Here is a 16,209-nt window from a genome sequence, read left to right as displayed (position 1 = left end):
CCAGCGGTTCAGGCGCGCCCGGTTACGGTGGAACCCGATGAAGAATCTGCTGCTGCGTATCAACGACAAAATCTACATGACGTGCATCTGGGTCGCCGGCCTTTCCGTCCTGGCGATTTCCCTGATGATTCCCTGGGGCGTGTTCGCCCGCTACGTGCTCGGCACCGGCTCCAGCTGGCCTGAGCCAACGGCGATCCTGCTGATGATGGTGTTCACCTTCATCGGCGCCGCCGCCAGTTACCGCGCCGGTGCGCACATGGCCGTGGCCATGCTCACCGACCGCATGCCACCGCAGCTGAAATCCGCAGCGGCGATTTTTTCGCAACTGCTGATGGCGGCCATCTGCATCTTCATGACCATCTGGGGCACCAAGCTGTGCATGTCCACCTGGAACCAGTTCATGGCCGCCCTGCCCGATCTGCGCGTTGGCGTGACCTATCTGCCGATCCCCCTGGGCGGCTTGCTGACGCTGATTTTTGTCGTGGAAAAACTCTTGCTCGGTGACCAGAGCAAACGTCGGGTCGTGCAGTTCGACCTGGTTGAAGAAAGTGAAGGTGCCGTTTAATGGACGCTCTGATCCTGCTGGGCAGTTTTATCGTATTGATCCTGATCGGCATGCCGGTCGCCTACGCGTTGGGCGCCGCTGCGCTGATCGGCGCTTGGTGGATCGACATTCCCTTCCAGGCGGTGATGATCCAGGTCGCCTCGGGGGTGAACAAATTCTCGCTGCTGGCGATTCCGTTCTTCGTCCTCGCCGGCGCGATCATGGCCGAGGGCGGCATGTCCCGGCGGTTGGTGGCGTGTGCCGGGGTGCTGGTCGGGTTCGTGCGCGGTGGTCTGTCGCTGGTCAACATCGTTGCCTCGACGTTCTTCGGCGCGATCTCCGGTTCGTCGGTGGCCGACACCGCGTCGGTGGGTTCGGTGCTGATTCCGGAGATGGAGCGCAAGGGTTATCCACGGGACTTCTCCACCGCCGTGACCGTCAGCGGTTCGGTGCAAGCCCTGCTGACTCCGCCAAGCCACAACTCTGTGCTCTACTCGCTGGCCGCTGGCGGTACGGTGTCGATCGCTTCGCTGTTCATGGCCGGCATCGTCCCGGGCCTGCTGATGAGCGCCTGCCTGATGGTGCTGTGCCTGATCTTCGCGAAAAAGCGCAACTACCCCAAGGGCGAAGTGATTCCGATGCGCCAGGCGCTGAAGATCGTCGGCGAAGCCCTGTGGGGCATGATGGCGATGGTGATCATCCTCGGCGGCATTCTCTCGGGTATTTTCACCGCCACTGAATCGGCGGCCATCGCCGTGCTGTGGTCATTCTTCGTGACCATGTTCATCTACCGCGACTACAAATGGAGCGAGTTGCCCAAGCTGATGCACCGCACGGTGCGCACCATCTCCATTGTGATGATCCTGATCGGTTTCGCCGCCAGCTTCGGCTACATCATGACCCTGATGCAGATTCCGGCGAAGATCACCACGCTGTTCCTGACCCTGTCGGACAACCGCTACGTGATCCTCATGTGCATCAACGTCATGCTGCTGTTGCTCGGCACGGTGATGGACATGGCGCCGCTGATCCTTATCCTCACGCCGATCCTGATGCCAGTGATCATGGGCATCGGTGTCGATCCGGTGCAGTTCGGCATGATCATGCTGGTGAACCTGGGGATCGGATTGATAACACCGCCCGTGGGGGCCGTGCTCTTCGTCGGCTCGGCGGTGGGCAAGGTCAGTATCGAAAGCACCGTAAAAGCGCTGCTGCCGTTCTATGGCGTGCTGTTCCTGGTGCTGCTGCTGGTGACCTACGTGCCGGCGATTTCGCTGTGGCTGCCGCACCTGGTGTTGTAACCGTCTGAAAAGATCGCAGCTCCTAGAGGAATCGCATTCCCCCTGTAGGAGCTGTCGAGTGCAACGAGGCTGCGATCTTCTGATCGTCAAGCCCGCAACAACATGTACCCCGCCACCACCAGACAGACACTGGCAAACCCCACCTGCAACGCCCGCGCCGGCACCTGCGCGCACAGCCTGCGACCGATGAGCATGCCAATGATGCTGGCGACAATGAACGCCGCACCCTGGCTGTCGATACGCACCCCCGCATGAAACGAGCCGATTACCCCGATCACTGAAATCAGACTGATCACCATCAACGACGTGGCAACGATGCCGCGCATCTGCACATCGGTTAGTTGCTTGAACGCCGGCACAATCAGGAACCCGCCACCGACGCCGAGCAATCCCGACACCACGCCAGTAACCGCTCCCAGTGCAGCCAGGGTGGCGGTGCATTTGGCGGTCCAGTCGAAGCGCCCGGTCTGCTCGTTGAGCATGCAGTTTTTCTGGCCCCAACTGGCATGGCCGTGATCGCTCGGCCCCGCTTGCTGCCGCTCTTTTCTGAACATTCGCCAGGCGACCATCACCATCAGCAGGCTGAACAGCATCATCAGAATCTTTTCCGGCAACTGATGCGCAAAGTAGATCCCCAGCGGCGAAAACACCGCGCCCAACGCGGCGATCAATAGCGCCGCGCGGTAACGCACCAGGCCATGGCGCAAACCATCGATCGCCCCGACCGCCGCCGCGCTGCCGACCGCAAACAAGGCCACCGGCGCCGCTTGCGTCATCGTCCAGCCGAGCCCGAGCACCAGCGCCGGCACCGCGAGAATCCCGCCGCCCGCGCCGGTCAGGCCGAGGACCAACCCCATCACCACGCCAAACAGACTTGCCAGCAACATAAGTGTTTTCTCAGTCGACCTTGGACAGACGCGTCAGCCACTCGCGGCCCTTGAGCATGCCGTGCCAGTAGAACCACGGCAGCAGCGTCGCTTTCAGCCACCATGCCGAACGCCTTGGCACGGTCGGGTCCAGCGGGAAAGTCGGCAGCAGTTTGCCGCCATAGCCGAACTCGGCGAGGATCACCTTGCCCTTCTCCACCGTCAGCGGGCACGAGCCGTAGCCGTCGTATTTGAGCGGCAGCGGTTGATGCTTGCGCGCGGCCAGGAGGTTCTGCGCAACGACGACAACCTGCTTGCGCACCGCTGCGGCAGTTTTCGCATTGCTGGTGCCGCAGATATCGCCCAGTGCGAACACCTCGGGATAACGCGGATGCTGCAAGCTGTGTGGATCGACTTCGCACCAACCGCCGGCATCGGCCAGCGCACTCTGTGCGATGAAATCCGGCGCGACTTGTGGCGGCACGACGTGCAGCAGATCGAAGGTTTTCGCGATCCGGCTGACATTGCCGTCGGCGTCCTTGACTTCAAACCAGGCGGTTTTCGCCGGGCCGTCGACCTTGACCAGATTCGAGTTGAACGCCAGTTGCGCGCCGTACTGTTCGATGTACTTCATCAACGGCGGCACGAAGGTCGGCACGCCAAACAGCGCAGCGCCAGCGAGATTGAATTCGACATTGATGTCTTTCAGCACGGCGGATTTGCGCCAGTAATCGCAAGACAGATACAGGGCCTTCTGCGGCGCGCCGGCACATTTGATCGGCATCGCTGGTTGGGTGAACAGCGCCCGGCCATCGCGCAGTTTCCGCACTTGATCCCAGGTGTACTGGGCGTGCTGATAGCTGTAGTTGGAGGTGACGCCGTGCTGGCCGAGGCTTTCCTGCAAGCCTTCGATTTTCTCCCAGGCCAGGCGCAGGCCGGGGCAGACGACCAGGTTCTGATAGCTGACGGTGCGTCGGTCGTCGAGGGTGAGTTGGCGGCTTTGCGGGTCGATGGCGCTGACACTGGCCTGAATCCATGTCGCCTGACGCGGCATGACTTTGCTCATCGGCCTGACGGTGTCTTTCACATCAAACGCACCACCGCCGACCAGCGTCCACGCCGGTTGATAGTAGTGCTGTGAACTCGGTTCGATCACGGTGACTTTGAGCTGCGGGTCACGCTTGAGCAGGCTGGCGGCAAAACCGATGCCGGCCGTGCCGCCGCCGATGACCACGATGTCGGCACTGATGGATGGGCCCCAGTGTTGATCGTTCATTGCTTGTTCCTTTTGCTGCACGCAAGGATTTTTTGGTCCACCACAACAAACAATGTGGGAGCGAGCCTGCTCGCGAAAGCGGTGGCTCAGTCAACTATTCGTCGGCTGACATGCCGCCTTCGCGAGCAGGCTCGCTCCCACAGGAGATGTTTGTGAAGGCTGGCATTTATGGCTGTTCCCAGCTCTTGAGTACCGCTCCGCAATACAGCCCCGACAGGGTCTTCATCACCTGGATCACTTCGTGACTGGCCAGGCCGTAGAAAATGTATTTGCCTTCGCGGCGGGTCGCGACCAGGCCTTCATCGCGCAAGATGCCCAGTTGTTGGGACAGCGTCGGCTGGCGTACGCCGGTGATTTTTTCCAGCTCGCCGACGTTGCGTTCGCCCTGGGTCAGTTGACAGAGGATCAACAGGCGATCCTCATTGGCCAAGGCTTTGAGCAAGGCGCAGGCTTTGGACGCCGAGGCGCGCAGTTGGGCGACTTCACATTCGGTCAGACTGGATTGCATTTGCACGAGGCCTTGAAGGTCACTTAAGCTGCGAACATTATGTTTTTACATAAACTGTTGCAACTCGAAATTCCTCAGCACAGGTTTCTGCCATGTCCGCCCAGATTGAAGCGTTCCTCGACCCCGCCTCCTCGACCTACAGCTACGTGGTCTATGAAGCCGACGGCGGCCAGTGCGCGATCGTCGACCCGGTGCTCGATTACGACGGCGCTGCCGGGCGCACCGGCACCGCGCAGGCGGACAAGATCATCGCTTTCGTGCGTGCGCACCGGCTGCAAGTGCAATGGCTGCTGGAAACCCACGCCCACGCCGATCACCTCTCCGCTGCGCCGTACCTGCGTCGGGAACTGGGCGGCAAAATCGCCATCGGTGAATCGATCAGCAAAGTGCAGAATGTGTTCAAGGCGCTATTCAACCTGGAGCCGGAATTTTGCGTCGATGGCTCGCAGTTCGATCATCTGTTCGCGCCGAACGAGTCGTTCATGATCGGCAATCTCAAGGCCACCGCCCTGCACGTCCCCGGCCATACGCCAGCGGACATGGCCTACCTGATCGACGGCGAACAGATTCTGGTGGGCGACACACTGTTCATGCCGGATGTTGGCACCGCGCGCTGTGATTTCCCTGGCGGCAATGCGCAGCAATTGTTCAAGTCGATCCAGAAGCTGCTGGCGTTTCCGGCCAGCGTGAAGCTTTACGTCTGCCACGATTACCCGCCCGAGGGCCGCGCCTCACAGTGCCAGACCACTGTTGGCGAACAGCGCAAAAGCAATATTCATGTGCATGACGGGATTGATGAAGCGGCGTTCGTCGAGATGCGCACGACACGTGACGCTGGGTTAGGCATGCCGACGTTGCTGCTGCCGGCGATTCAGGTGAACGTGCGGGCGGGGAATATGCCGGCGCCTGAGGACAACGGCGTGGTATACCTGAAGATCCCGCTCAACAAGCTTTAGCGTCAAAAGATCGTCCGATCGCGGCCCGAGCCTTCGGCAGCTCCTACATTTGGAATGCGGTGCAACTGTAGGAGCTGCCGCAGGCTGCGATCTTTTGATCTTCACGCGCCCAACGTCAAACCGTTCGCAGGTAGCGGCAACGCAGTCTTGTAGCGCACCTGCTTGAGCGCAAAGCTGGAGCGAATGTTCGCCACCCCCGGCACCTTGGTCAGAAAATCCATCATGAAGCGTTCCAGCGACTGGATGCTCGGCACCAGCACGCGAATCAGATAATCCGGATCACCCGCCATCAGATAGCACTCCATCACCTCAGGCCGATCAGAAATCGCTTCCTCGAAATGCTGCAACGCTTCCTCTACCTGCTTTTCCAGGCTGACGTGAATGAACACATTCACGTGCAGCCCCAGCAGATCGGCATCCAACAGCGTGACCTGCTCGCGAATCAAGCCCAATTCTTCCATGGCCTTGACCCGGTTGAAGCACGGCGTCGGCGACAGGTTCACCGAGCGAGCGAGGTCGGCGTTGGTGATGCGCGCGTTCTCCTGAAGGCTGTTGAGAATGCCGATGTCGGTACGGTCCAGTTTGCGCATGAGACAAAACCACCTGTTTTTTATGTTTATGCAGAATTTCTATCTGCAAATGGTCGCCAGCGCAACGAAACACAGAGAAATATTCTTCTTGGCCACGCCTATGATTGTTGTAGGACAAGATTTCCTCATCCCGGAATGACTGCCAGCTCACTACAAGAAATTCACAAGATCGAGCGTAGAAGCCATGACCCAAGCGTATGAACCGCTGCGCCTGCACGTCCCTGAACCCTCGGGCCGTCCCGGCTGCAAAACCGACTTTTCCTACCTGCATCTGACCGATGCCGGTACGGTGCGCAAACCTCCTGTTGATGTAGAACCTGCCGACACCGCCGACCTCGCCCGTGGCCTGATTCGCGTGCTCGACGACCAAGGCAATGCGTTGGGCCCGTGGGCCGAAAACGTGCCGGTCGAGATACTGCGCAAAGGCATGCGCGCGATGCTCAAGACGCGCATCTACGACAACCGCATGGTCGTCGCCCAGCGGCAGAAAAAGATGTCGTTCTACATGCAGAGCCTTGGCGAAGAAGCCATCGGCAGCGCCCAGGCGTTGGCGCTGAACATCGACGACATGTGCTTCCCGACCTACCGCCAGCAAAGCATCCTGATGGCCCGCGATGTGCCGCTGGTCGACCTGATCTGCCAACTGCTGTCCAACGAGCGCGATCCACTCAAGGGCCGCCAGTTGCCGATCATGTACTCGGTCAAGGACGCCGGTTTCTTCACCATCTCAGGCAACCTCGCCACCCAGTTCATTCAGGGCGTTGGCTGGGGCATGGCCTCGGCGATCAAGGGCGATACGAAAATCGCCTCGGCGTGGATCGGTGACGGCGCCACCGCCGAATCGGACTTCCACACCGCCCTCACCTTCGCTCACGTTTATCGGGCGCCGGTGATCCTCAACGTGGTCAACAACCAGTGGGCGATTTCCACCTTCCAGGCCATCGCCGGCGGTGAAGCCACGACTTTCGCCGGACGCGGCGTCGGTTGCGGCATCGCCTCGCTGCGTGTCGATGGCAACGATTTCTACGCGGTCTACGCCGCCTCTGCCTGGGCTGCCGAACGCGCCCGGCGCAACCTCGGTCCGACCATGATCGAATGGGTCACCTACCGCGCCGGCCCGCACTCGACCTCCGACGATCCATCGAAATACCGCCCTGCCGATGACTGGAGCCACTTCCCGCTCGGCGATCCGATCGCGCGTCTGAAACAGCATCTGATCAAAGTCGGTCACTGGTCGGAAGAAGAGCACGCTGCCGTCAGCGCCGAACTCGAAGCCGAAGTGATTGCCGCGCAGAAACAGGCCGAACAGTACGGCACCCTCGCCGGCGGGCAGATTCCAAGCGCCGCGACCATGTTCGAAGACGTCTACAAAGAGATGCCGGAGCACTTGAAGCGCCAGCGTCAGCAGTTGGGGATCTGACATGAACGATCACAACAACAATATTCAGTTGGAAACCGCCATGACCACGACCACCATGACCATGATCCAGGCCCTGCGCTCGGCCATGGATGTGATGCTTGAGCGTGATGACAATGTCGTCGTCTTCGGCCAGGACGTCGGTTACTTCGGCGGTGTGTTCCGCTGCACCGAAGGCCTGCAGACCAAGTACGGCACCTCGCGGGTGTTCGACGCACCGATTTCGGAAAGCGGCATCGTCGGCGTCGCCGTCGGCATGGGCGCCTACGGTTTGCGTCCGGTCGCCGAAATCCAGTTCGCCGACTACGTCTACCCCGCCTCCGACCAGATCATTTCCGAAGCAGCGCGTCTGCGTTATCGCTCGGCCGGCGAGTTCACCGCACCGATGACCCTGCGCATGCCATGCGGCGGTGGCATCTACGGCGGCCAGACCCACAGCCAGAGCATCGAGGCGATGTTCACTCAGGTCTGCGGTCTGCGCACGGTGATGCCGTCCAACCCGTACGACGCCAAAGGCCTGCTGATCGCCTCCATCGAAAACGATGACCCGGTGATCTTCCTTGAGCCAAAACGCCTGTACAACGGCCCGTTCGATGGCCATCACGACCGCCCGGTAACCCCGTGGTCGAAACACCCGCAAGCCCAAGTGCCGGACGGTTACTACACCGTGCCGCTGGACGTTGCCGCGATTACTCGCCCGGGCAAGGACGTGACCGTGCTGACCTACGGCACCACCGTATACGTCTCGCAAGTCGCTGCCGAAGAATCCGGCGTCGATGCCGAAGTCATCGACCTGCGCAGCCTGTGGCCGCTGGACCTGGACACCATCGTCAAGTCGGTGAAGAAAACCGGCCGCTGCGTGGTGGTTCACGAAGCCACCCGCACCTGCGGTTTCGGCGCCGAGCTGGTGTCGCTGGTGCAAGAGCATTGCTTCCATCACCTGGAAGCGCCGATCGAACGCGTCACCGGTTGGGACACTCCCTACCCGCACGCGCAGGAGTGGGCGTATTTCCCAGGGCCGTCCCGAGTGGGCGCAGCGTTGAAACGGGTCATGGAGGTCTGAATGGGCACGCACGTTATCAAGATGCCGGACATCGGCGAAGGCATCGCAGAAGTAGAGCTGTCGCAGTGGCACGTCAAAGTGGGCGATCTGGTGGTTGAAGATCAGGTGCTGGCGGACGTGATGACAGACAAGGCGATGGTCGATATTCCGTCGCCGGTGAATGGCAAGGTGATTGCCCTTGGTGGTCAGCCGGGTGAAGTGATGGCGGTCGGCAGTGTGCTGATCAGCATCGAAGTCGAAGGGGCTGGCAACCTTAAAGAGTCCGCCGCGCCCGTGCCCGTCAAAGAAGCACCGGTTGCGCCGAAAGTTGAAGCCGCTGTCGAGAGCAAACCCGCTGCAACCGCCGCACCACGTCCAGCTGCCGTTTGCCAAGGCCCGATGGTTGCTCGCGAAGCGGATGAACGCCCGCTCGCCTCGCCGGCCGTGCGCAAACATGCACTGGATCTCGGTATTCAATTGCGTCTGGTGCGCGGCAGCGGCCCGGCCGGTCGTGTGTTGCACGAAGACCTTGAAGCCTATGTGGCGCAAGGTCAGTCGAACGCTTCGGCGCCGGCCGCTGCCGCTTACGCTCAACGCAACGACGAAGAACAGATTCAAGTGATCGGCATGCGCCGCAAGATCGCCCAGCGCATGCAGGATGCTACTCAGCGTGCCGCGCATTTCAGCTACGTCGAGGAAATCGATGTCACCGCGATTGAAGAACTGCGTGCGCACCTGAATGAAAAGCACGGTGCCAGCCGAGGCAAGTTGACCTTGTTGCCGTTCCTTGTTCGCGCGCTGGTCGTCGCTCTGCGCGACTTCCCGCAGATGAACGCCCGTTACGACGACGAAGCGCAAGTCATCACCCGCCTCGGCGCGGTGCATGTCGGCGTCGCCACGCAAAGCGATGTCGGCCTGATGGTGCCGGTGGTGCGGCACGCCGAAGCCCGCAGCCTGTGGGACAGCGCCGCGGAAATTTCGCGTTTGGCCAACGCCGCGCGCAATGGCAAGGCCAGCCGCGATGAGCTGTCCGGCTCGACCATCACCCTGACCAGCCTTGGTGCGCTGGGCGGCATTGTCAGCACGCCGGTGCTCAATCTGCCGGAAGTGGCCATTGTCGGCGTGAACAAAATCGTCGAACGGCCGATGGTCGTCAAAGGCCAAGTGGTGATCCGCAAGATGATGAACCTCTCCAGCTCCTTCGATCACCGCGTGGTCGACGGCATGGACGCGGCGCTTTTCATCCAGGCCATTCGTGGCTTGCTCGAACAACCCGCTACCTTGTTTGTGGAGTAATGGAATGCAGACTTTGAACACCACCCTGCTGATCATCGGCGGCGGCCCCGGCGGTTACGTCACCGCGATCCGCGCCGGGCAATTGGGCATCCCGACCATCCTGGTCGAAAGCCAATCGTTGGGCGGTACCTGCCTGAATATCGGCTGCATTCCGTCGAAAGCGTTGATTCATGTGGCTGAGCAGTTTCATCAGACGCAGCATCACAGCCAGCATTCGGCGTTGGGCATCAGCGTTGCCGCGCCGACCCTGGATATCAGCAAAAGCGTCGAGTGGAAGGACGGCATCGTTGATCGCCTGACCACTGGCGTCGCCGCGCTGTTGAAGAAAAACAAGATTCAGGTCATCAATGGCTGGGCGAAAATCATCGACGGCAAAACCGTGGAAGTCGGCGATACGCGTATCCAGTGCGAACATCTGGTGCTGGCCACCGGTTCGACCAGCGTCAACCTGCCGATCCTGCCGATTGGCGGGCCGATCATCTCCTCCACCGAAGCGCTGGCGCCGACGGCTGTGCCGAAGCGTCTGGTGGTGGTCGGCGGTGGTTACATCGGCCTGGAGCTGGGCATTGCCTATCGCAAGCTCGGTGCCGAAGTCAGCGTGGTCGAGGCGCAGGACCGGATTCTGCCGGCTTACGACGCGGAGCTGACGCAACCGGTGCATGAGGCGCTGAAGCAATTGGGCGTGAAGCTGTACCTCAAGCACAGCGTGCTGGGCTTCGACGGCACGTTGCAGGTGCGCGATCCCGAAGGCGAAACCCTCAATCTGGAAACCGATCAGGTACTGGTCGCGGTCGGACGCAAACCCAATACGCAGGGCTTCAACCTCGAAGCTTTGAATCTGGACATGAACGGTTCGGCGATCAAGATCGACAGCGGTTGCCAGACCAGCATGCGCAACGTCTACGCCATTGGCGACGTGAGCGGCGAACCGATGCTGGCCCACCGCGCCATGGCCCAGGGCGAAATGGTTGCCGAGCTGATCAGCGGCAAGCGCCGCGAATTCAACCCGACCGCCATCGCCGCCGTGTGCTTTACCGACCCGGAACTGGTGGTGGTCGGCAAAACTCCGGACGAGGCCAAGGCTGCCGGGCTGGACTGCATCGTTTCCAGCTTCCCGTTCGCCGCCAACGGCCGGGCGATGACCCTGGAATCGAAAAGCGGCTTCGTCCGCGTGGTCGCACGTCGCGACAATCATCTGATTGTCGGCTGGCAAGCGGTGGGAGTCGGGGTTTCCGAATTGTCGACGGCATTCGCGCAGAGCCTGGAGATGGGCGCGCGCCTGGAAGACATCGGCGGCACCATTCATGCCCACCCGACCTTGGGCGAAGCGGTGCAGGAAGCGGCGTTGCGGGCACTGGGGCATGCGCTGCATCTGTAGGCCCCTTCGCGAGCAGGCTCGCTCCCACACTTGCAATGCATTCCCCTGTGGGAGCGAGCCTGCTCGCGAATTCTTGAGGGCAACACTATTTATCTGAGTGTCATCAGATAGTCCGGGCTGCGAAACCGCTCAAGAATGAAGTATTGTTGTGCCCATCCAAAAAAACGTCAGAAGCCTTGAACCGTTTCGGCGGTTGTTCAGTGATAGAGGGTGTCATGGGTAACGAAAGCATCAATTGGGACAAGCTGGGTTTTGACTACATCAAGACCGACAAGCGCTATCTGTCGTACTTTCGCGATGGCGAGTGGGACAAAGGCACCCTGACCGAAGATAACGTCCTGCACATCAGCGAAGGCTCCACTGCCCTTCACTACGGTCAGCAGTGCTTCGAAGGCATGAAGGCCTATCGCTGCAAGGACGGCTCGATCAACCTGTTCCGCCCGGACCAGAACGCCCTGCGCATGCAACGCAGCTGCGCGCGCCTGCTGATGCCGACGGTCGACACCGAGCAGTTCATCGAAGCCTGCAAAGCCGTGGTTCGCGCCAACGAGCGTTTCATCCCGCCGTACGGCACCGGCGGCGCGCTGTACCTGCGCCCGTTCGTGATCGGCGTCGGTGACAACATCGGCGTACGCACCGCGCCCGAGTTCATCTTTTCGATCTTCTGCATCCCGGTCGGCGCCTACTTCAAGGGCGGCCTGACCCCGCACAACTTCCAGATCTCCAGCTACGACCGCGCGGCCCCACAAGGCACCGGTGCGGCCAAGGTCGGTGGCAACTACGCCGCCAGCCTGATGCCGGGCTCGAAAGCCAAGAAAGCCAACTTCGCCGACGCGATCTACCTCGATCCGATGACCCACACCAAGATCGAGGAAGTCGGTTCGGCCAACTTCTTCGGGATCACCCACGACAACAAGTTCGTCACCCCGAACTCACCATCGGTCCTGCCAGGCATCACCCGCCTGTCGCTGATCGAACTGGCCAAATCGCGTCTGGGCCTGGAAGTGGTTGAAGGCGACGTGCTGATCGACAAGCTGTCGGACTTCAAGGAAGCCGGTGCCTGCGGTACCGCTGCGGTGATCACGCCGATTGGCGGCATCAGCTACAACGATCACCTGCATGTGTTCCACAGCGAAACCGAGGTAGGCCCGGTGACCCATCAGCTCTACAAAGAGTTGACTGGCGTGCAGACCGGCGACATCGAAGCGCCAGCGGGCTGGATCGTCAAGGTTTGATCTGACGACTGCTGATGCTTAAAAGCCCTCCACCGAGTGATTGGTGGGGGGCTTTTTTGATTGTTGTTGTTGGTTTTTTTTGTGTAAGGCTGGAGATCTTTTCCCCCTCACCCCAGCCCTCTCCCCCAGTGGGGGCGAGGGGGAAAGGGAGCCGATCCGTGTGCTTTTCAACACGGAGTTCGACTCGGTGATTCACGTCGATGTATTCTGCGAGAACACCTCGGTCGGCTCCCTCTCCCTCCGGGAGAGGGCTGGGGTGAGGGTTTGCTTTTGATTTTTGGAGGTAATGCGTTTACCCGTCCGATCAGCAATCCCGCTCGCCTGCCCATTCTGCTGCTTGCCCATCCGCGCCTGGGTGATCAATCCCGGTATTAATTCGCCCTCCGGCAGATTCTTCCAGAACCGCACCGGCAGATGTCCTTGCATGACCTTCGGGTTCAACCGCGCCGGGTTGAAGATGTGGCTGTAGTAGGTCAACCACAAATCGCCGTGGGGGTCGTCGACGTTCTGCGCCAGTTGCTGCCATTCAATCGGGCACTGCCGCTCGTGAATCAATTGCTCACCGTCGTAATAAACGCCGTCACGCGGTGTGGCGATCAACCAGCGATGCTGGCCCATGCGCCCGATGAAATGCTCGCTGGCGCTGTGCAGAATGTCATGGGCCGGTTCATGCCACGCGACATATTGCGGGCCGGGCAGATCCTTGGGCCGCTCGATGAAACGCACGAATGCATGCAGATGATGGGCCTCGCGGCTGACCTGCTTGATGCGCCGCTGCAACTCGCTGCCGAGCTTGTCGCCCGCCATCATCGCCGTGCGGTCGCCGTGACTGACGCGCCAGAGCACTTCATACAACAGGCTCCAGCGCTGTTCGCCGCGATAGCGCGCCGCTTGTTCGAGGGTGGCGAGCAGCGCACGGGGAATACGCGCCTGAAACGGCCCCTGCCCTTCGGGCATGTGATCATCGCTGGCAAACAGATCGCCCACCCCTTCCGCCGCCCAGCTCACCAGACTTGGGTCGATTTCATGGCTGAGCAACCAGCGCGCCTGCTGGCGCCAGGTGTCGAACAGATCGTCACAATCGAGACTGATCATCCCCACAATCCCATCTGCCGCGGCATCGGCCGGTCGCGCAATTGCTGGTAGAGCATGTGGCTGGTGACTTCCGCCTGTTGCGGGTGGTAATCGCTGGTGATGATGAACGGCTTGGCCTTGGCCAGCACACAGCGCATCCGTGCCACGTCTTCGTAACGGATGCGGCGCTGACGGCGCAACTCGACCAAGCGCTCGGTGGTGCGCAAGCCGATGCCCGGGATGCGTGCGATCAACGTTGCGTCGGCACGGTTGAGGTCCAGCGGGAACACTTCGCGATTTTCCAGCGCCCAGGCCAGCTTCGGGTCGATATCGAGCGCCAGATTGCCCGGGCCTTTGAGCAATTCGTCAGCGCTGTAGCCGTAGCTGCGCAGGAGGAAATCAGCCTGATACAGACGGTGCTCACGCATCAGCGGTGGCGCGGCGAGCGGTACGCTTTTCGGGCTGTCGGGGATCGGACTGAATGCCGAGTAATAGACCCGGCGCAAACGGAAATTGCCGTACAGGGACTGGGCGCTGTGAAGGATGGTGCTGTCATCGGTGTCATCGGCACCGACGATCAATTGCGTACTTTGCCCGGCCGGGGCGAACTTTGCCGAGCGCGGCTCGTTCAATACTGTTTGCACGCCGGTGTAGATGGTGTTCATCGCTTGCTTGATGGAGGTGATGTCCTTCTCCGGCGCCAGTGTCTGCAGGCTGGCGTCGGTGGGCAGTTCGATGTTGACGCTGAGGCGGTCGGCATAACGCCCGGCTTCTTCGATCAAGGCCGGATCGGCTTCCGGAATGGTCTTTAGATGGATGTAGCCGCGAAATTCGTGCTCTTCACGCAGCAGCTTCGCCACGCGCACCAGTTGCTCCATGGTGTAGTCCGCCGAGCGGATGATCCCGGAGCTGAGAAACAGGCCGCTGACGCAGTTGCGCCGGTAGAAATCCATGGTCAGCGTCACGACTTCTTCCGGGGTGAAGCGCGCACGCGGCACATCGCTGGAACGGCGGTTGACGCAATATTGGCAATCATAAAGGCAGAAGTTGGTCAGCAGGATTTTCAGCAACGACACACAGCGCCCGTCCGGCGTGTAGCTGTGGCAAATGCCCATGCCGTCCGTCGAACCGAGCCCGCTCTTGCCCTCAGAGCTGCGCTTGGGCGCACCACTGCTGGCGCAGGAGGCGTCGTACTTGGCGGCGTCGGCGAGGATGCTCAGCTTGTCGATGATTTGCATGGCGCGGGCTCTTTACTGTGTGCATATACAGTATAGGCTCGCCCGCTGCGAAACAAGTTGATGGATGACCCCTCGTCGGCTGGCCATCTGAATTGCGGCCAACCGCGCAACCAGTGGGAGCGAGCCTGCTCGCAAATAGGCCCTGCCAGTCACCGCAACACAGTGATCAAACCGCCCACTGCAGTATCAACCAACTGTTCGCCCCGCTGATCAACACAAACAGCCCCCAGGCCAGCACCCGCGTGGGCCAGCGATTGACGAACGGCCCCATCAATTGCCGATCGTTGGTCATGCGGATCAGCGGGTACAAGGCGAACGGCAGTTGCAGGCTGAGCACCACCTGGCTCAACACCAGCAACTTGCCGATAGCGCCATCACCGAGCAGCCATACGCCGATGAACGCTGGAATCAGCGCCAGCCCGCGAGTGATCAAACGCCGCTGCCAGCACGGGATGCGCAGGTTCAGATAGCCTTCCATGATCACCTGCCCGGCGATGGTCCCGGTGAAGGTCGAACTCTGCCCCGACGCGAGCAGCGCCACGCCGAACAACACACTGGCCAGCGCACCGCCCACCAGCGGGTCGAGCAGGTGATAGGCGTCCTGAATGTCGACCACATCGGTGTGCCCGGACTGGTGAAACGCCGCCGCTGCGAGAATCAGGATCGCCGCGTTGACCAGCAGCGCCAGGGCCAGCGAACCGATGGTGTCGATCCGCGCCAGTTTCACCGCGTCCTGCTTGCTCGCCAGGTCCTTGCCGATCATCCGCGTTTGCACGATCGAGGTGTGTAGATAAAGGTTGTGCGGCATGACGGTGGCGCCGAGGATGCCGATGGCCAGATACAGCGGCGCCGCATCGCTGATCGCGGACAGCGAGGGTTTAAAGCCCAGCGCCACGTCTGGCCAGTACGGTTTGATCAACAACAATTCGACGAAGAAACACACACCGATGGTCGCGACCAGCACCAGCATGATCGCTTCGAGACGACGGAATCCCCGGTTCTGCAGGGCCAGTACCAGCAGCGTGTCGAAAGCCGTCAGAGCGATGCCGAAACTCAGCGAGCAACCGAGCAGCAAGTGAAACGCCAGGGCGCAGCCAAGCACTTCGGCGAGGTCGGTGGCAATGATCGAGATTTCCGCCAGTATCCATTGCAGGCGCGCGGTCGGCGTGCTGTAGCGCTCTCGGGACAACTGCGCCAGATCGCGCCCAGTGGCGATGCCCAGCCGCGAACACAGGCACTGCACGACCATGCCGGCCAGGCTCGCCAGCAGCACCACGAACAACAGGCTGTAGCCAAAACGCGAACCAGCCTCGATCGCGGTGGCCCAGTTGCCCGGATCCATGTAGCCGATCGACACCAGCAAACCGGGGCCGGCGAAGCGCAGCACACGTTTGAAGAACGAGGCAGTCGGATCGACCGCAACACTGCCGGCCACTTCCGGCGGGCAAAACGGCGCGGTAGCGATTTTGGGCAAACTGAATTTCACGC

Annotated in this window: 14 protein-coding genes and 1 pseudogene; 8 read left to right on the top strand and 7 right to left on the bottom strand. The window is 61.0% G+C overall.

All coding sequences use genetic code 11. From position 1 onward, the window contains the following. Positions 1–37: 37 nt before the first annotated feature. Both PspCFBP13508_RS14030 and PspCFBP13508_RS14025 read left to right on the top strand, forming a co-directional pair. Positions 38–565 (top strand): TRAP transporter small permease, encoded by a 528-nt coding sequence (locus tag PspCFBP13508_RS14030; RefSeq protein ID WP_016775190.1) that lies wholly within the window; start codon positions 38–40, stop codon positions 563–565. After that, entirely contained in the window at positions 565–1,845 is a 1,281-nt protein-coding gene (locus PspCFBP13508_RS14025; protein ID WP_016775191.1) for a TRAP transporter large permease, read from the top strand. Before PspCFBP13508_RS14030 ends, PspCFBP13508_RS14025 begins: the two co-directional genes overlap by 1 nt. A gap of 86 nt (positions 1,846–1,931) precedes the next feature. On the opposite strand, the gene PspCFBP13508_RS14020 is transcribed toward PspCFBP13508_RS14025, so the two are convergent. The 3 genes from PspCFBP13508_RS14020 to PspCFBP13508_RS14010 all read right to left on the bottom strand — a co-directional run bounded on the left by PspCFBP13508_RS14020 (position 1,932) and on the right by PspCFBP13508_RS14010 (position 4,495). Then, positions 1,932–2,732 carry a sulfite exporter TauE/SafE family protein gene (locus tag PspCFBP13508_RS14020; RefSeq protein ID WP_137214850.1) on the bottom strand — a complete coding sequence of 267 codons (801 nt, stop codon included), beginning with the start codon at positions 2,730–2,732 and terminating at the stop codon, positions 1,932–1,934. Positions 2,733–2,742: 10 nt separating this feature from the next. Further along, positions 2,743–3,987, bottom strand: a complete 1,245-nt coding sequence (locus PspCFBP13508_RS14015) for an FAD/NAD(P)-binding oxidoreductase (protein ID WP_137214849.1) — start codon at positions 3,985–3,987, stop codon at positions 2,743–2,745. Positions 3,988–4,153: 166 nt separating this feature from the next. After that, on the bottom strand, positions 4,154–4,495 hold the full coding sequence (locus tag PspCFBP13508_RS14010) for a metalloregulator ArsR/SmtB family transcription factor (RefSeq protein WP_133336678.1): 342 nt from the start codon (positions 4,493–4,495) through the stop codon (positions 4,154–4,156). 92 nt (positions 4,496–4,587) lie between these two features. Between PspCFBP13508_RS14010 and PspCFBP13508_RS14005 the strand changes: the two genes are divergently transcribed. Then, positions 4,588–5,451: an MBL fold metallo-hydrolase gene (locus PspCFBP13508_RS14005; protein ID WP_024013346.1), complete on the top strand. Its 864-nt coding sequence runs from the start codon at positions 4,588–4,590 to the stop codon at positions 5,449–5,451. Between the two features lie 101 nt (positions 5,452–5,552). Here the strand turns inward: PspCFBP13508_RS14005 and bkdR are convergent, their stop codons facing one another. Beyond that, a complete protein-coding gene (gene bkdR, locus PspCFBP13508_RS14000) occupies positions 5,553–6,041 on the bottom strand; it encodes a Bkd operon transcriptional regulator BkdR (protein WP_041476986.1) in 489 nt (162 codons plus the stop codon). A 184-nt stretch (positions 6,042–6,225) separates the two neighbouring features. On the opposite strand from bkdR, the gene PspCFBP13508_RS13995 reads away from it, so the two are divergent. From PspCFBP13508_RS13995 to PspCFBP13508_RS13975, 5 genes are all read left to right on the top strand, one after another. Then, positions 6,226–7,461 carry a 3-methyl-2-oxobutanoate dehydrogenase (2-methylpropanoyl-transferring) subunit alpha gene (locus tag PspCFBP13508_RS13995; RefSeq protein WP_071172847.1) on the top strand — a complete coding sequence of 412 codons (1,236 nt, stop codon included), beginning with the start codon at positions 6,226–6,228 and terminating at the stop codon, positions 7,459–7,461. Position 7,462: 1 nt separating this feature from the next. Continuing rightward, on the top strand, positions 7,463–8,521 hold the full coding sequence (locus tag PspCFBP13508_RS13990) for an alpha-ketoacid dehydrogenase subunit beta (RefSeq protein WP_064390582.1): 1,059 nt from the start codon (positions 7,463–7,465) through the stop codon (positions 8,519–8,521). Then, a complete protein-coding gene (locus PspCFBP13508_RS13985; protein WP_137214848.1) occupies positions 8,522–9,796 on the top strand; it encodes a dihydrolipoamide acetyltransferase family protein in 1,275 nt (424 codons plus the stop codon). A gap of 4 nt (positions 9,797–9,800) precedes the next feature. Continuing rightward, on the top strand, positions 9,801–11,174 hold the full coding sequence (gene lpdA, locus PspCFBP13508_RS13980; RefSeq protein WP_137214847.1) for a dihydrolipoyl dehydrogenase: 1,374 nt from the start codon (positions 9,801–9,803) through the stop codon (positions 11,172–11,174). 215 nt (positions 11,175–11,389) lie between these two features. Then, positions 11,390–12,409, top strand: a complete 1,020-nt coding sequence (locus PspCFBP13508_RS13975) for a branched-chain amino acid aminotransferase (RefSeq protein WP_137214846.1) — start codon at positions 11,390–11,392, stop codon at positions 12,407–12,409. 279 nt (positions 12,410–12,688) lie between these two features. On the opposite strand, the pseudogene PspCFBP13508_RS13970 reads toward PspCFBP13508_RS13975, so the two are convergent. The 3 genes and pseudogenes from PspCFBP13508_RS13970 to PspCFBP13508_RS13960 all read right to left on the bottom strand — a co-directional run. Beyond that, positions 12,689–13,504 (bottom strand): annotated as a pseudogene (locus PspCFBP13508_RS13970) (TIGR03915 family putative DNA repair protein); the annotation flags it as partial. Next, a complete protein-coding gene (locus PspCFBP13508_RS13965) occupies positions 13,501–14,721 on the bottom strand; it encodes a putative DNA modification/repair radical SAM protein (protein WP_137214845.1) in 1,221 nt (406 codons plus the stop codon). The pseudogene PspCFBP13508_RS13970 and the gene PspCFBP13508_RS13965, both read right to left, overlap by 4 nt. A gap of 166 nt (positions 14,722–14,887) precedes the next feature. After that, complete coding sequence (locus PspCFBP13508_RS13960; protein ID WP_137214844.1) at positions 14,888–16,207, bottom strand: Nramp family divalent metal transporter; 1,320 nt, start codon at positions 16,205–16,207, stop codon at positions 14,888–14,890. Between the last annotated feature and the right edge of the window lie 2 nt (positions 16,208–16,209).

It is taken from the genome of Pseudomonas sp. CFBP13508 (genome assembly GCF_005233515.1).
GTDB classification, from domain to species: domain Bacteria; phylum Pseudomonadota; class Gammaproteobacteria; order Pseudomonadales; family Pseudomonadaceae; genus Aquipseudomonas; species Aquipseudomonas mercuritolerans.
The sequence above is the reverse complement of the archived record's forward strand: the minus strand, read 5'-3'. Positions and strand labels throughout refer to the sequence as shown.

Bases quoted from the DNA above. Each gene is read 5' to 3' on its own strand.
- PspCFBP13508_RS14030 (WP_016775190.1), top strand. From the start codon at position 38: ATGAAGAATCTGCTGCTGCGTATCAACGACAAAATCTACATGACGTGC.
- PspCFBP13508_RS14025 (WP_016775191.1), top strand. From the start codon at position 565: ATGGACGCTCTGATCCTGCTGGGCAGTTTTATCGTATTGATCCTGATC.
- PspCFBP13508_RS14020 (WP_137214850.1), bottom strand. From the start codon at position 2,732: ATGTTGCTGGCAAGTCTGTTTGGCGTGGTGATGGGGTTGGTCCTCGGC.
- PspCFBP13508_RS14015 (WP_137214849.1), bottom strand. From the start codon at position 3,987: ATGAACGATCAACACTGGGGCCCATCCATCAGTGCCGACATCGTGGTC.
- PspCFBP13508_RS14010 (WP_133336678.1), bottom strand. From the start codon at position 4,495: ATGCAATCCAGTCTGACCGAATGTGAAGTCGCCCAACTGCGCGCCTCG.
- PspCFBP13508_RS14005 (WP_024013346.1), top strand. From the start codon at position 4,588: ATGTCCGCCCAGATTGAAGCGTTCCTCGACCCCGCCTCCTCGACCTAC.
- bkdR (WP_041476986.1), bottom strand. From the start codon at position 6,041: ATGCGCAAACTGGACCGTACCGACATCGGCATTCTCAACAGCCTTCAG.
- PspCFBP13508_RS13995 (WP_071172847.1), top strand. From the start codon at position 6,226: ATGACCCAAGCGTATGAACCGCTGCGCCTGCACGTCCCTGAACCCTCG.
- PspCFBP13508_RS13990 (WP_064390582.1), top strand. From the start codon at position 7,463: ATGAACGATCACAACAACAATATTCAGTTGGAAACCGCCATGACCACG.
- PspCFBP13508_RS13985 (WP_137214848.1), top strand. From the start codon at position 8,522: ATGGGCACGCACGTTATCAAGATGCCGGACATCGGCGAAGGCATCGCA.
- lpdA (WP_137214847.1), top strand. From the start codon at position 9,801: ATGCAGACTTTGAACACCACCCTGCTGATCATCGGCGGCGGCCCCGGC.
- PspCFBP13508_RS13975 (WP_137214846.1), top strand. From the start codon at position 11,390: ATGGGTAACGAAAGCATCAATTGGGACAAGCTGGGTTTTGACTACATC.
- PspCFBP13508_RS13965 (WP_137214845.1), bottom strand. From the start codon at position 14,721: ATGCAAATCATCGACAAGCTGAGCATCCTCGCCGACGCCGCCAAGTAC.